General features: G+C 62.8%; 10 protein-coding genes. 6 read left to right on the top strand and 4 right to left on the bottom strand.

The genetic code is table 11. The features are described from left to right. Positions 1-66 precede the first annotated feature (66 nt). Positions 67-837, top strand: coding sequence for a slipin family protein (locus tag ACTJKL_RS11295; RefSeq protein WP_100670122.1), 771 nt, complete (start codon positions 67-69; stop codon positions 835-837). A 278-nt stretch (positions 838-1,115) separates the two neighbouring features. Next, positions 1,116-1,601 (top strand): NUDIX hydrolase, encoded by a 486-nt coding sequence (locus ACTJKL_RS11290; protein ID WP_275599243.1) that lies wholly within the window; start codon positions 1,116-1,118, stop codon positions 1,599-1,601. Between the two features lie 24 nt (positions 1,602-1,625). Here the strand turns inward: ACTJKL_RS11290 and ACTJKL_RS11285 are convergent, their stop codons facing one another. From ACTJKL_RS11285 to nirB, 4 genes are read right to left on the bottom strand one after another with little or no spacing between them, the layout of a single operon-like run. After that, positions 1,626-2,756: a siroheme synthase family protein gene (locus tag ACTJKL_RS11285; RefSeq protein WP_275599242.1), complete on the bottom strand. Its 1,131-nt coding sequence runs from the start codon at positions 2,754-2,756 to the stop codon at positions 1,626-1,628. Then, positions 2,728-5,385 carry a nitrate reductase gene (locus tag ACTJKL_RS11280; RefSeq protein ID WP_275599241.1) on the bottom strand — a complete coding sequence of 886 codons (2,658 nt, stop codon included), beginning with the start codon at positions 5,383-5,385 and terminating at the stop codon, positions 2,728-2,730. Before ACTJKL_RS11280 ends, ACTJKL_RS11285 begins: the two co-directional genes overlap by 29 nt. A gap of 2 nt (positions 5,386-5,387) precedes the next feature. Then, the gene (gene nirD, locus ACTJKL_RS11275) at positions 5,388-5,726 is read right to left on the bottom strand and encodes a nitrite reductase small subunit NirD (RefSeq protein WP_100670125.1); all 339 of its coding nucleotides are present in this window, start codon (positions 5,724-5,726) and stop codon (positions 5,388-5,390) included. A 3-nt stretch (positions 5,727-5,729) separates the two neighbouring features. Beyond that, on the bottom strand, positions 5,730-8,192 hold the full coding sequence (nirB, locus tag ACTJKL_RS11270) for a nitrite reductase large subunit NirB (protein ID WP_018098356.1): 2,463 nt from the start codon (positions 8,190-8,192) through the stop codon (positions 5,730-5,732). 740 nt (positions 8,193-8,932) lie between these two features. Between nirB and ACTJKL_RS11265 the strand changes: the two genes are divergently transcribed. From ACTJKL_RS11265 to ACTJKL_RS11250, 4 genes are all read left to right on the top strand, one after another. Next, positions 8,933-9,910, top strand: coding sequence for a C4-dicarboxylate TRAP transporter substrate-binding protein (locus ACTJKL_RS11265; protein WP_411922875.1), 978 nt, complete (start codon positions 8,933-8,935; stop codon positions 9,908-9,910). Between the two features lie 171 nt (positions 9,911-10,081). After that, the gene (locus ACTJKL_RS11260; RefSeq protein ID WP_411922874.1) at positions 10,082-10,594 is read left to right on the top strand and encodes a TRAP transporter small permease; all 513 of its coding nucleotides are present in this window, start codon (positions 10,082-10,084) and stop codon (positions 10,592-10,594) included. Then, a complete protein-coding gene (locus ACTJKL_RS11255) occupies positions 10,591-11,904 on the top strand; it encodes a TRAP transporter large permease (RefSeq protein ID WP_018098359.1) in 1,314 nt (437 codons plus the stop codon). The genes ACTJKL_RS11260 and ACTJKL_RS11255 overlap by 4 nt, the downstream gene beginning before the upstream one ends. Positions 11,905-11,988: 84 nt before the next feature. Beyond that, positions 11,989-12,540: a MaoC family dehydratase gene (locus ACTJKL_RS11250; protein ID WP_018098360.1), complete on the top strand. Its 552-nt coding sequence runs from the start codon at positions 11,989-11,991 to the stop codon at positions 12,538-12,540. Positions 12,541-12,693: the final 153 nt, after the last annotated feature.

Below are 12,693 nucleotides of genomic sequence, written 5' to 3'. Positions count from 1 at the left end.
GCGCGGTTTTCCGCCCGCGTCCCGCACCAACTCCCCAATCGACCACGGGGGAAAAGGAGACCGCTCATGACCTGGCTTGGAAATCTTGCGCCGTTTGTCGCCGCGCTCCTGTTCCTGCTGATCGTCATCGCCTTTGCGATCAGGATCCTCCGGGAATATGAACGCGGCGTGATCTTCACGCTCGGCCGTTTCACCGGCGTCAAGGGACCGGGGCTGATCCTGCTCCTCCCCTATGTGCAGCAGATGGTGCGCGTCGATCTCAGGACCCGTGTTCTCGACGTGCCCAGCCAGGACGTGATCTCGCGCGACAATGTTTCGGTGCGGGTCAGCGCTGTGATCTATTTCCGCGTCATTGACGCAGAGAAATCGACGATCCAGGTCGAGGATTTCATGGCCGCGACGAGCCAGCTCGCCCAGACGACGCTGAGATCCGTGCTGGGCAAACACGATCTGGACGAGATGCTGGCGGAGCGCGATCGTCTGAACGAGGACATTCAGAAGATCCTCGACGTGCAGACGGACGCATGGGGCATCAAGGTCGCTACCGTCGAGATCAAGCATGTCGACATCAACGAATCGATGATCCGGGCGATCGCCCGCCAGGCCGAGGCCGAACGCGAAAGGCGCGCCAAGGTGATCAATGCCGAGGGCGAGCAGCAGGCCGCTGCGAAACTGCTGGAGGCGGCAGAAATTCTCGCCCGGAAACCCCAGGCCATGCAGCTGCGCTATCTCAGCACCTTGAATGTCATCGCCGGCGAAAAGAACTCGACGATAATCTTCCCGTTCCCGATGGAGATCGCCGACATGCTGGCGACGAAGAAGGAGGGTTCCTCCTAAGGCCGGTTGAGATCAGACCCGCGGCGGCTTGTTTGATTTCCTCATTCCTGTGCTCGTCACAGGAATCCAGCCAGACCAAGTCCTTGGGCTGAAAGAAAGCTTCCCGCGCCGCAGACGCGGCGCTGCTCTCATCCCTGTGACAAGCTCAGAGGATGAGGCGAGGAGAGATTGCAGGTCGCTGTAGCACTTTGAGCTGCTGCATGCTTTTGTCCATTGATCGGCTACAATCAATGGACACATGGATTGGCGCTCGGTGCCGCTTCAGACAGAGGTCGAAAATGCCGAAGAGAAGTGCGGGCGTTCTGCTTTATCGATACGAGGCGAGTGACCTCCTTGTTCTGCTCGTCCATCCGGGCGGGCCATTCTGGATGAACCGGGATCTCGGCGCCTGGTCGATCCCGAAGGGTGAGTATGATGCCGATGAAGAGCCGGAAGCCGCTGCGCGCCGGGAGTTCCTCGAGGAGACCGGCATTGCGATAACGGGCCCCTTGGAGTTTCTCGGCGCGGAGCGCCAGAAGGGCGGCAAGCTCGTCACCGCCTATGCGCATGAGAGCGAATTCGACGTTGCCAGCCTGCGCAGCAACGTGTTCGAGACAGAGTGGCCGCCACGGAGCGGCAGGATGCAGGTCTTCCCGGAGGTCGACCGCGCCGGATGGTTCACGCTCGAAGAGGCGCGCGGCAAGATAAATGTTTCCCAACGCCCGTTCATCGATCGGCTGGAGGCTTCGCGGAACGCCAGCCGCTCCGCGGGTTCCGCCTCCTGAGCGGTTGCGTACGCCCGATCTGCATCAATGGGCAGCGCGCAGGCCCGGCTGCGAGACTTCCCTCCTGCGGAAGGCCACCTGGATTACGTCGGAACGGCAAGGTGCCGCCTCGACACCCGGCACGATCTCGACAGGAATTCCAAGGCTCTCAAGCGCTGCGATCTCCTCGACGGCACCGGCAAGCGCCATCGGGTTCCCGGACCGAAGGCGCACCACGCGTTTCCCTTCCCCGACGAGGGCCGCGATGTCTCTGCTATCCGTGGCGCTCGGCGCGACGGGGACGCGCCTTGCCTCCCGGCGCGCCAGTTCCAGGACGTCGTCAGGGATCCATTCGTCAAAGAGGATCACGTCGGCGGCTTGCAGGGCGCGAACCGCCTTCAAGGTGAGGAGTTCCGCGTCGCCGGGGCCGGCGCCGACGATGGTGACGCGGCCGATGGCGGAGGGGCGCGTGACCAGACGATCCACCTCCGCCATCAGCCGCGTCTCTACACCCTCCTCCGGTGTATCCAGAAAGACCCTGTCGACGAAGCGCTCCCAGAAGGCGCGGCGCGCGGCACCGGGTTTCAGGCGCGCGTTCACACGGTCGCGGATCGCCTGCGCCACCGTCGCCCACCGTTTGAGTGCCGGCGGCAGCAGGGCCTCGATCCGCCGGCGGATCGCCTGTGCCAGGATCGGTGCCGCGCCATCCGTCGAGATAGCAACGACCACGGGCGAGCGGTTCACGATCGATCCGAACTGAAACGCGCAGAAAGCCGGCTTGTCGATGACGTTGACGGGCACGCCGGCGCTCCGACCGGCTCGAAAGAATGCTTCTGCGTCGGCCTCGTCGTCGCAATCGGCAATGGCGATTGCGACATCGCGAAATACACCCTCATGCCACGCCTGGTCGTGGTGAACGAGCAAGCCGTGTTCATGCGCGGGCCCACGGGCGAGGAGTTCGAGGAAGAGATCGCTCAGCGACGTCCGCGGCGCGTAGACATGAACTTCCGCGCCGCAGGCCGCCAGCAGTTCGGCCTTCCAGGCGGCCGCATCGCTGCCGCCGGCGACAACGGCCCGTTTGCCGTTCAGGGGCCAGAAGAGCGGCAGCGTCGCGAGTGCGGTCACGCGCTGAGGCTTTTGGGCCGGATCACTCAGCAGCGAGGGTGAGGCAGCCATTTATGATCCCCCTGATCTCGGCGCGGCAGGAGCCGCAATTGGTGCCGGCGCTGAGCCTCTCGCCCACCGCTTCGACGCTATGGCAACCGTCGCGGACGGCCGCAGTGATCTGGTTGACTCCGACGCTGAAGCACGAGCAGACGGTCGCGCCCGGATCGGGCGTATCGGCGCCCGGGCGGCCGGCGGTGACCGCAAAGCGCTTGGCGAGGTTGTGGTGCGAAGCGCCGAGCTGCGATACCGCCCAGCTGCGCGCCGCGGCGACCGGCCGCGGAGAAAGGAACAGGCTGGCGAGCAGCCGGTCCCCTTCGAAAAAGGCTAGGCGAAGCTCGCCGGAGGTGCGGTCCGTATAGCCGATCGGTTCGATCTCTGCGGCGATCGCAAAAGTCTTCCGGCACCAGTCGAGCCAGTCGACATTCGTTTCGGCGAAGGCGAGTTCCACCCGCCACCCGCGCTCGGCTCTCGCGAGCGCCCAATAGGCGGCGTCGAGTTCCCTTGGTTTACGCGCCGAAACCGCGAAGCCATAGGCGGCAGCCGCAAAGCGGCTCGCGCGGACCGGCATGTTCTTCGACGCCGGCTGGCCGGAGACCGGGTCGGTTACCGGCGCAACCAGCGCATCGATCCGCGCCCTGGAGGCGAACTGGTCGTTCCAATGCATGGGCACGAAGAGATTGCCCTCCGCCTGCCGGTCGGTGACCAGCGCCCGGACGATCGCCGCGCCGTGCGGACTTTCCAGGGTGACGAGGTCGGCGTCGCTGATGCCGAGCGCCTGTGCGTCACGCGGATGAATCTCGACGAAGGGCTCGGCGAGATGACCGGACAGCCTGGCGCTCTTGCCCGTGCGCGTCATGGTATGCCAGTGGTCGCGCACCCGGCCGGTGTTGAGCGTGAAGAGGAAGGCATCGTCGGCGCTTCTTGGCCGTGGCACCTCGACGGCGACGAAGCGCGCGCGGCCATCCGGATGATAGAATTCGCCCTCGGCAAAGAACCGCCTCTCGTGCGGCGCACTGCCCTTGGGCTGCGGCCACTGAAACGGCTTCAGGCCGTCATAGGCAGGGCCTTCGATCTCCGCGTGGGCGCTGATGTCGAAGTCGCGGCGTCCGTCGTTTTCGAATCCCGAAAGCGAGGCATGCTCGGCGAAGATCTCGGCTGGTGAAACATGGGCGAAGGCCTCGGCGAAGCCCATGCGCCTGCCGACTGCGGCGAGTTGCCACCAGTCGGGCCGCGCTTCTCCGGGAGCTGCGAGAAAGGCGCGCTGACGCGAGATGCGGCGCTCGGAATTGGTGACGGTACCGTCCTTCTCGCCCCAGCCGAGCGAGGGCAGGAGCACGTGGGCGTGCCGGGCGGTGTCGGTGTCTCTCATGATGTCGGAGACGACTACGAAGGGACAGGCTTTGATCGCCGCTTCGACGGCATCGGCGTCGGGCATCGAGACGACCGGGTTGGTCGCCATGATCCACAGCGCCTTGATGCGCCCGTCGGCGACGGCGCGGAACATATCGACCGCCTTGAGGCCGGGCCCGTTCGCGACTGCCGGCGCGCCCCAGAAGCGCCGTACCTTGTCCCGGTGGAGTGATTTTTCGATGTCCATATGGGCGGCAAGCATATTTGCCAGCCCCCCGACCTCGCGCCCGCCCATCGCATTGGGCTGCCCGGTCAGCGAGAAGGGCCCCATGCCCGGCCGGCCGATGCGGCCGGTCGCAAGATGGCAGTTGATGATGGCGTTGACCTTGTCGGTACCGGTAGCGGACTGGTTAACCCCCTGGCTATAGCAGGTCACGACCTTTTCGGTCGTCTCGAAAAGACGGAAGAATGCGCGAAGCTGCGTCGGCGTCAGCCCGGTCGCCTTGGAGAGTGACGGGGGATCGAGCCTCGATGCGGCCGCGACGGCCTCGTCGAAGCCGCCCGTGTAATTCGAAACGTAGTTCCGGTCGACCGCACCGCTTGCGGCGAGATGGGCAAGCAGCCCGCTGAAGAGGGCGACGTCTCCGTCGGATGCGATCGCCAGATGCATGTCGGCGATGTCCGCCGTCATCGTGCGGCGGGGGTCGATGACGACGATCTTCATCTCCGGGCGGTTTGCCTTGGCTGCGGAGAGGCGTTGATAGAGCACCGGGTGGCACCAGGCGAGATTGGAGCCCGTCAGCACCACGAGATCGGCGAGTTCCAGGTCCTCGTAAACGCCCGGCACGGTGTCGGAACCGAAGGCCCGGCGGTGGCCCGCGACGGAGGAGGACATGCAGAGCCGGGAGTTGGTATCGATATTCGCCGAGCCGATGAAACCCTTCATCAACTTGTTGGCGATGTAATAGTCCTCCGTCAGCAATTGTCCCGAGACGTAGAAGGCAACCGAATCGGGACCGTGATTGGCGATACTGTGCGAAAAGCGTTCGGCAACGAGATCGAGCGCCTCGCTCCAGCCTGCGCGACGGCCGCCGATTTCCGGGTGAAGGAGGCGGCCGTCGAGATCGAGGGTCTCGGCGAGTGCCGACCCTTTCGAACAGAGCCTGCCGAAATTGGCCGGATGTTCCGGATCGCCCTTGACGCTCACTGCACCGTCATCATCCACGCGGGCAATGACACCGCAGCCGACACCGCAATAGGGACAGGTGGTCTTGACCTCTTGCGCCATGCTTATTCCGCCGCTGCCAGAGAGAGGCTCTCAAGAGCGACGAACAGCGCGCCATTGTCGTTGCGGATGGGGATCGTGCGCACCTCGCCCTCGTCGGCGCCGAGCGCCTTGCCGGTCTCGAGCGAGATCACCCAGTTGTGCAGCGGGCAGGTGACGGCCGTGCCGTGCACGATGCCCTGGGAAAGAGGGCCCCCTTTATGCGGGCAATGGTCCTCGATCGCAAAGACCTCGTTCTCGGCGGTCCGGAAGACGGCGATCTTGCCGTTGGGCGTCCTGACGCAGCGGGCTCCACGCAGCGGGATGTCGTTGATGTCGCCGATTGCAATCCAGTTCATCTTCATCGGTCACTCCGCTGCCTGATTGAAGCCGACCGTCGCCATCGGCCGGAACTCGTGCTTGTCCTTGCCGGAGACGCGCTCCGACCAGGGATCGACCTGGGCGAATTTCTGGCTGAAGACGAAGCGGTCGAAATAGGCCCTGCGCTTTTCCGCATCCTCCATGATCTGCCGGCGAATCTCGTCCAGACCGATGCGCTTTGCCCATTTGTAGATGCGCTCGAGATAGCGGGCCTGCTCGCGATACATCTGCGTCAGCGCGACGATATGTTCGAGCGCCTCGTCCTCGGTCCTGACCAGCCCCAGAACCTCGGTGCCTTTGATGTCGAGGCCGGCGGCCCCTGCGAAATGGATCTCGAAGCCGGAGTCGACGCAGATGACTCCGACGTCCTTGCAGGTCGCCTCCGCGCAGTTGCGCGGGCAGCCGGAGACGGCCATCTTCAGCTTGGCCGGCGTCCAGGAGCCCCACATGAATTTCTCGATGCGGATACCGAGGCCGGTCGAATCCTGTGTGCCGAAGCGGCACCAATCGGAGCCGACGCAGGTCTTCACCGTTCTAAGCCCCTTCGCGTAGGCCTGACCCGAAACGAAGCCCGCCTGACCGAGATCGGCCCAGACGGCGGGCAGATCCTCCTTCTCGATGCCGAGCAGATCGATGCGCTGACCGCCGGTCACCTTCACCAGCGGCACGTTGAACTTGTCGACGACATCGGCGATGGCGCGAAGCTCCTTCGCATTGGTGACGCCGCCCCACATGCGGGGTACGACGGAATAGGTGCCGTCCTTCTGGATATTGGCGTGGACACGCTCGTTGATGAAGCGCGACTGGTAATCGTCGGCATATTCGTCCGGCCAATCGCAGACGAGATAGTAGTTGAGCGCCGGGCGACACTTTGCGCAGCCGCAGGAGGTCTTCCATTCCAGTTCCTGCATGACGGCGGGAATGGATTTCAGCTTCTTCGCCTTGATCAGGCGCCGCACGTCGTCATGGCCGAGATCCGTGCAGGTGCACATCGGCTGCACCGCAGCCGGATTGTAGGTGTCGCCGAGCGTCAGCGACATGATCTGCTCGACCAGGCCGGTGCAGGAACCGCACGAGGCGGAAGCCTTGGTATGGGCGCGCACGTCGTCGAGCGAGGTCAGGCCCTTGGAGACGATCGCTCCGACGATCTTGCCTTTGCACACGCCGTTGCAGCCGCAGATTTCCGCATCATCCGGCAAGGCTGCAACGGCCGCCGTAGGGTCCAGCGGAGATCCCCCCTGATAGGCCTGGCCGAAGATAAGGGTGTCGCGCATTTCGGAGATGTCCGTGCCGCGCTTCAAAAGATCGTTGAACCAGGCGCCGTCGGCGGTGTCGCCGTAGAGCACGGTACCGATGATGCGGTTGTCTTTCAGTACGAGCCGCTTGTAGATGCCCGCGGTGGCATCGCGCAGTACGATCTCCTCGCGTCCGTCGGCATCGGCGAAGTCGCCGACCGAATAGAGGTTGATGCCCGTCACCTTCAATTTGGTCGGCGTGTCGGAATGCGCGAAGGCGGCGCGGCGGTCGCCGGCGAGGTGGGAGGCGGCGACGCGCGCCATTTCGTAAAGGGGCGCGACGAGGCCGTAGACCATGCCGCCGACTTCGGCACACTCGCCGAGCGCCATGATGTCCCCGTCGGACGTCTGCATTCCGGCGTCGACGACGATGCCGCGATTGACGGCCAGCCCGGCCTCCTTGGCAAGACCGGCATTCGGCCGGATGCCGACAGCCATCACCACCAGCGTCGCCGGAATGATCCGGCCATCGTCGAGCTCGATCCCCTGGACCTTCTCCTCGCCGAGGATGCGTTTCGTGTTCGCCTTGGTGACGACCTTGATGCCGCGTTCTTCGACGGCCTTCTGCAGGAGGTAGCCTGCGGCCGGATCGAGCTGGCGTTCCATCAGTGTCGGCATGACATGCAGAACGGTGACGTCCATGCCGCGCGCCTGAAGACCAGCTGCCGCCTCCAGCCCGAGCAGGCCGCCACCGATGACGACGGCCTTTTCGCGCGATTGCGCCGCGAGCAGCATCGCCTGCACATCGTCGAGGTCGCGATAGGTGATGACGCCGCGCAGTTCCTTGCCCGGCACAGGGATGATGAAGGGCACCGAACCGGTGGCGATCACCAGCTTGTCATAGCTTTCCGTGACGCCGTGGTCGGAGGTGACGGTCTTGGCGTCGCGATCGATCGCAACGATTTTGTGGCCCTTGTAGAGGGTGATGCCGTGCTTGATGTACCATCCGTCGCCATGGATGATGATTTCTTCATACTCCTTCTCGCCGGATAGCACCGGCGAAAGCATGATGCGGTCGTAATTGACGCGCGGCTCGGCGTTGAAGATCGTCACGGCATAACGCCCGGGCGCCTTTTCGAAGAGCTCTTCCAGCATCCGGCCCGGAGCCATGCCGTTGCCGACGATGACGAGTTTTTCGAGTGCAGTTTCAGTCATGTGGTCACTCCGCAGCTTTTACGAAGCGGCCGCTCATAGAAGAATTCGAGCAGTGCTTCGCGGCAGTTCAGGTCGGTTCGATTTGGCCGGCCGAAAACCGGCATAAAAAAAACGCCGCTCGGAAATTTGCGCTCCGGGACCGGGAGGAAACCCTTACGGAGGCAAAGACCTTGCGACGTCGGTGTCTTCGGCAGGCGTATGTGGCGCCTGGCTCGCTTCAATCGCCGTTGATCGAAGCAGGTGTAGAAATGCAAGTGCCGTGCCAGATATCCGCCTTCCGGCCATCTCCTTGAAAAATCTGCAAAAGGCGGACAACGCCCTTTGTCTTCGAAGTAAGCCCGTTGATTTAAAAATAAGCCGTTTGCGTGCAGTGATGAAATTTTGTGCGCCTCGCCTCTGATCAGCCGATTGTGCACGGGTCTCGCCGCGCCCGTTCTTGCCTAACTCCGTCATCCTTCGGCTTGACCTTGGTCAAGGATGACGCTGTGAGAAGCCGGAGGAACGCGGGCTGCGGAAGGATTGACTGCAGGCGCTCCAGATCCCGACGGCCCGAAAAAATTCATTTGGGAATGGATTGTTCGCGCAATCTGGAACCCTGGCGATGTGAAAAGCCTGAAGGTTTTCTTTGTCCTCATGGCCTTTGAGCGACGATTCACGGCTTGACGCCATTCTTTCATTTGTGAATATATTATTCAAACTTGTGAAAGTCCGGAGGCGGAGTCCGGAATAGGGAGGACAGCATGAAAACCTTGATCGCTGCGGCCGCAATGGCTGCATTGTCGTTCTGCGGCATTGCCAACGCGCAGGAATACAGCCTGCGATTTTCGACCTCGCAGGTGAATCCGAACGAGCCGATCATCAAGGCCATGAAAACCTATGCCGAGCGTGTCGGTGAGCGCTCCGGCGGACGCATCGCCATTACCGTCATGACGGGCGATCAGCTCGGCGCGCAGAAAAAGGTCAACGAGATGGTCATGAGTGGCGCAAGCCTGCTCAGCGCCACCGATTATGGTCAGCTCGGCCAGTTCGTGCCGGATCTGTCGATCCTTGCCGGCCCCTATGTCTATCCGGATCTGGCGGCGACGGACCGTCTCTTCGCTTCGGATCTCTACCGGGACCTTTCCAGCAAGCTGGAGGCGCGGGGCATCAAGATCATCATGCCGAACGGCCTGTTCGGCTACCGTCACATCATCGCCAACAAACCGGTTCGCTCACCCGCGGACCTGGCCGGCGTCACCATTCGCGTGCCCTCGTCGCCGATCATGATGGCGACTTTCGGCAATTACGGTGCAAGGCCGACGGAATTGCCGTGGGGAGACGTCTACAATGCGTTGCAGACCGGGGTTGTCGACGCGGCCGAAGGCCCCTTCGGCTCGATAGCCGGAGCGAAGCTGAACGAGACCCGCAAGGTCATTTCGAAAACCGGCCACCAGATCATGTTCACGGCCTGGGTGGCTTCCAGCCAGCTCTTCAACAGCCTGCCCGAAGACCTGCAGAAGATTCTTCTGGAGGAAGGGCAGACAATTGCCAAAGAGCTTACGCAGATGACGCTGGACACGGACGATGCCTATGCAAAGCAGCTCGCCGCCTCCGGCGTCGAGATTGTGACCGATGTCGACATTCCGGCATTCATCGAGGCCTCGCGTGCAGCCTATGAGAAGGTGCCGAACATCACGCCCGGCATCTACGATCAGGTGCAAAAGGCGATGGCAGAGTAGGCGACGCCGTTTCGAGAGTTGGAGCGGGATGCGGGCGGAAAGACCGCATACACGTCATCCCGCTCTTCGACGCTGCTGCCGCGGGGGCGCGTCTTCGCCGGCCGGATCGCGCCCCGAATGTGGGGCCTGCATCGACGCCAGCTCGGATTGCCCCTCGACAATCGAGGCATCATGGAAAGCTCACGCCCGCCGGAGGAGATAATTCCTCTCATCAGCCTGCGCCGCGCCGATGAGGCAATCGGCGTCGTGGCGCTCCTCGTCATCGTCTTCTCGATCCTTTGGGGGGTCGTCAGCCGTTATGTCTTCCCGCAGCCGGCCGCCTGGACCTATGAGCTGGCGATGATGGCCTTCGCCTATCTCGTCTTCTTCGGTGCCGTCGCCGGCGTCCGTCTCGGCACGCACGCGGCGATCGACGTGCTTGTCGCGGCTCTCCCGGACAGCTGGCGAAAAGCCGTCGCCTGGTTCAACTATCTGCTGCTGGCAATCTTCTTCATCGTCATGACCATCCTCTTCGCGTGGCAGGCCTGGATCTCACGCAATGTGCATACGATCGCACTCGATCTGTCGCGCAGCCTGTCCTATGCGCCTCTGGCGCTCGCCTCTGCCGGGATGTTCGTCCAGCATCTGATCGTCGAGAGGCCCTGGACCGTCCGTCAGCATCGCAATTTGGAATCGTTGATATGACCCTGTTCCATTTGGCCGGTCCCTCGCTTCTCGTCGTCGTCCTGTTCTTGCTGTCGACGCCGATCACCTGGGCCATGGCGATCGGAGCGTTCGCTTTCTTCCTCATCAATATGGACATGATCCCGCTCGCCAATTTCGCCCAGGAAATGGCGGAGGGCAGCCAGTCCGTGTCCTTGTTGGCGCTGCCGCTGTTCGTTCTTGCCGGCTGCATCATGAACGCGTCGGGCATCACCCGGCGCCTTTTGGCGCTTGCGGACGTGCTTGTCGGCCACATGACGGGCGCGCTGGCGCAGATGTGCACCGTGCTCGGCACCTTGCTCGGCGGACTTACCGCATCTGCCAACGCCGATGCGGCGATGCTCGCCAAGACGCTCGGCGTCGAGATGTCGCAACGGGGCTACAGCCGGGCCTTCGCCGCGGTCATCACATCGTCGGCGGCCATCATCACGAGCCTCATTCCGCCGTCGATCGGTCTTATCGTCTATGGTTTTCTCGCGGAGACGTCCATCGGCCGGCTCTTCGCAGCGGGTGTGGTGCCTGGCCTCGTGCTGGCGACCGGGCTCATGGTCACCACCTATTTCATCGCCCGCAAACGCGGTTACAAGCCGTTGCGCAAGGAGCGCGCCACCCGCGCGGAGGGCATCCGGGCGCTGATCGACGGGCTCTGGGCGCTGTCGATCCCGGTGGTGATCTTCGCCGGTACGCGATACGGTCTTTTCACGACCACCGAAGCCGGTGCGGTGGTCGTCGTCTATGTGCTCTTCGTCGCCGTGTTCGGTTACCGCGAATTCACCTTCCGCCAGATCCCGGAGGTGCTTGCCGAGGCCGTGCGCGATTCGGCCGTGGTCATGATCATGATCTGCGCGGCGGCAGCCTTCGGTTTCTATCTCGCCTGGGAGCAGGTGCCGCAGGCCATGTCCGGCTGGCTCGGCGAAGCCACCGACAATCCGCTCCTGATGCTGCTCCTCATCAACGTCCTGCTGATCGTCATCGGCACGGCGATCGAGGGGTCGGCGGCACTGATCATTCTGACGCCGATGCTGATTCCGATCATCGATGGCGTCGGCATCGATCGCGTGCATTTCGGCGTCGTGTTCATCACGAACCTGACCATCGCCGGCATCACCCCGCCGGTCGGGGGATTGATGTACATTTCGTCCATGGTGCTGAAAGTGCCGATGATGGCCTATGCCCGCGAGGTGCTGCCATACTTGGCGATGATGATGGTCATTCTCGTCATGCTGAGCATGTTCCCCCAGCTGTCGCTTTGGCTGCCGAACCTGGTCTATGGGACGACGGCGGTCCAATAGCGCGACGAATAAGCCTCTGCGCCATGGTGGCGCATAGGCCGGAAACGGCTCCGATAATCCCGACTTCTTACGCAGGTACTGACCATGGATGAGTTCACGCCCACCGTCGGAGTTTCTTCGACACGTCCCGCCGACATGCCGGAAGACCATGCCGCCTTGCCGGTCTGGAACGCCGAAAACTGGTTCTACGAGGATTGGCCCGTCGGTCAGCGCATCCGGTCGTTACGCCGCACGATTGGCGAGAGCGATAGCCACCTCTTCAATACCCTGGTCGTCGACATCCATCCTTATGTCCAGGATCAGATGTTTGCGGAGCGGGAAGGCATCTTCGGCCGTCGCCTCGTTGCCGGCGCCTTCGTGTTCTCGGCCGGTCTCGGCCTCGTCGCCACCAACTGCGTCAACGCCTTTTCCTATGGCTACGACAAGCTCCGGTTCATCAAGCCGGTCTTCATCGATGACACCATCTACACGATCCGGACCAACATGGAAAAAACGCCCCGCTACAAAGACCTCGGGCTCATTCGCGCCAGCTACCAGGTCTTCAAGAACGAGGGCGAGCTGGTGCTCTACTGCGAGCATCTGCAAACGGTGAAATACAAGAACCCGGCGGATTTTGCCGGCAAGACAGAGAAGTAGAAAACAGAAACCGAAGAAAACGAGCGTTCGCTTGCCGGCGTCGCCGTAAACGGCATGAGCTCGTTTCCCTAGCATCCTGTTGCGCCGCCGGGTCTCGTAGCGCAGCCATTCTCCAGAATTCCGTTCGCCGACATATTCCATCGATCGCATGTA

The sequence above is a fragment of the Sinorhizobium sp. 22678 genome (genome assembly GCF_052044265.1).
GTDB lineage: Bacteria > Pseudomonadota > Alphaproteobacteria > Rhizobiales > Rhizobiaceae > Sinorhizobium > Sinorhizobium meliloti_A.
This window is presented reverse-complemented; position numbering and strand designations above follow the sequence as displayed.

Coding starts and splice junctions, on each gene's coding strand:
- ACTJKL_RS11290 (WP_275599243.1), top strand. CDS start 1,116: ATGCCGAAGAGAAGTGCGGGCGTTCTGCTTTATCGATACGAGGCGAGT.
- ACTJKL_RS11255 (WP_018098359.1), top strand. CDS start 10,591: ATGACCCTGTTCCATTTGGCCGGTCCCTCGCTTCTCGTCGTCGTCCTG.
- nirD (WP_100670125.1), bottom strand. CDS start 5,726: ATGAAGATGAACTGGATTGCAATCGGCGACATCAACGACATCCCGCTG.
- ACTJKL_RS11265 (WP_411922875.1), top strand. CDS start 8,933: ATGAAAACCTTGATCGCTGCGGCCGCAATGGCTGCATTGTCGTTCTGC.
- ACTJKL_RS11260 (WP_411922874.1), top strand. CDS start 10,082: ATGGAAAGCTCACGCCCGCCGGAGGAGATAATTCCTCTCATCAGCCTG.
- ACTJKL_RS11250 (WP_018098360.1), top strand. CDS start 11,989: ATGGATGAGTTCACGCCCACCGTCGGAGTTTCTTCGACACGTCCCGCC.
- ACTJKL_RS11285 (WP_275599242.1), bottom strand. CDS start 2,756: ATGGCTGCCTCACCCTCGCTGCTGAGTGATCCGGCCCAAAAGCCTCAG.
- ACTJKL_RS11280 (WP_275599241.1), bottom strand. CDS start 5,385: ATGGCGCAAGAGGTCAAGACCACCTGTCCCTATTGCGGTGTCGGCTGC.
- nirB (WP_018098356.1), bottom strand. CDS start 8,192: ATGACTGAAACTGCACTCGAAAAACTCGTCATCGTCGGCAACGGCATG.
- ACTJKL_RS11295 (WP_100670122.1), top strand. CDS start 67: ATGACCTGGCTTGGAAATCTTGCGCCGTTTGTCGCCGCGCTCCTGTTC.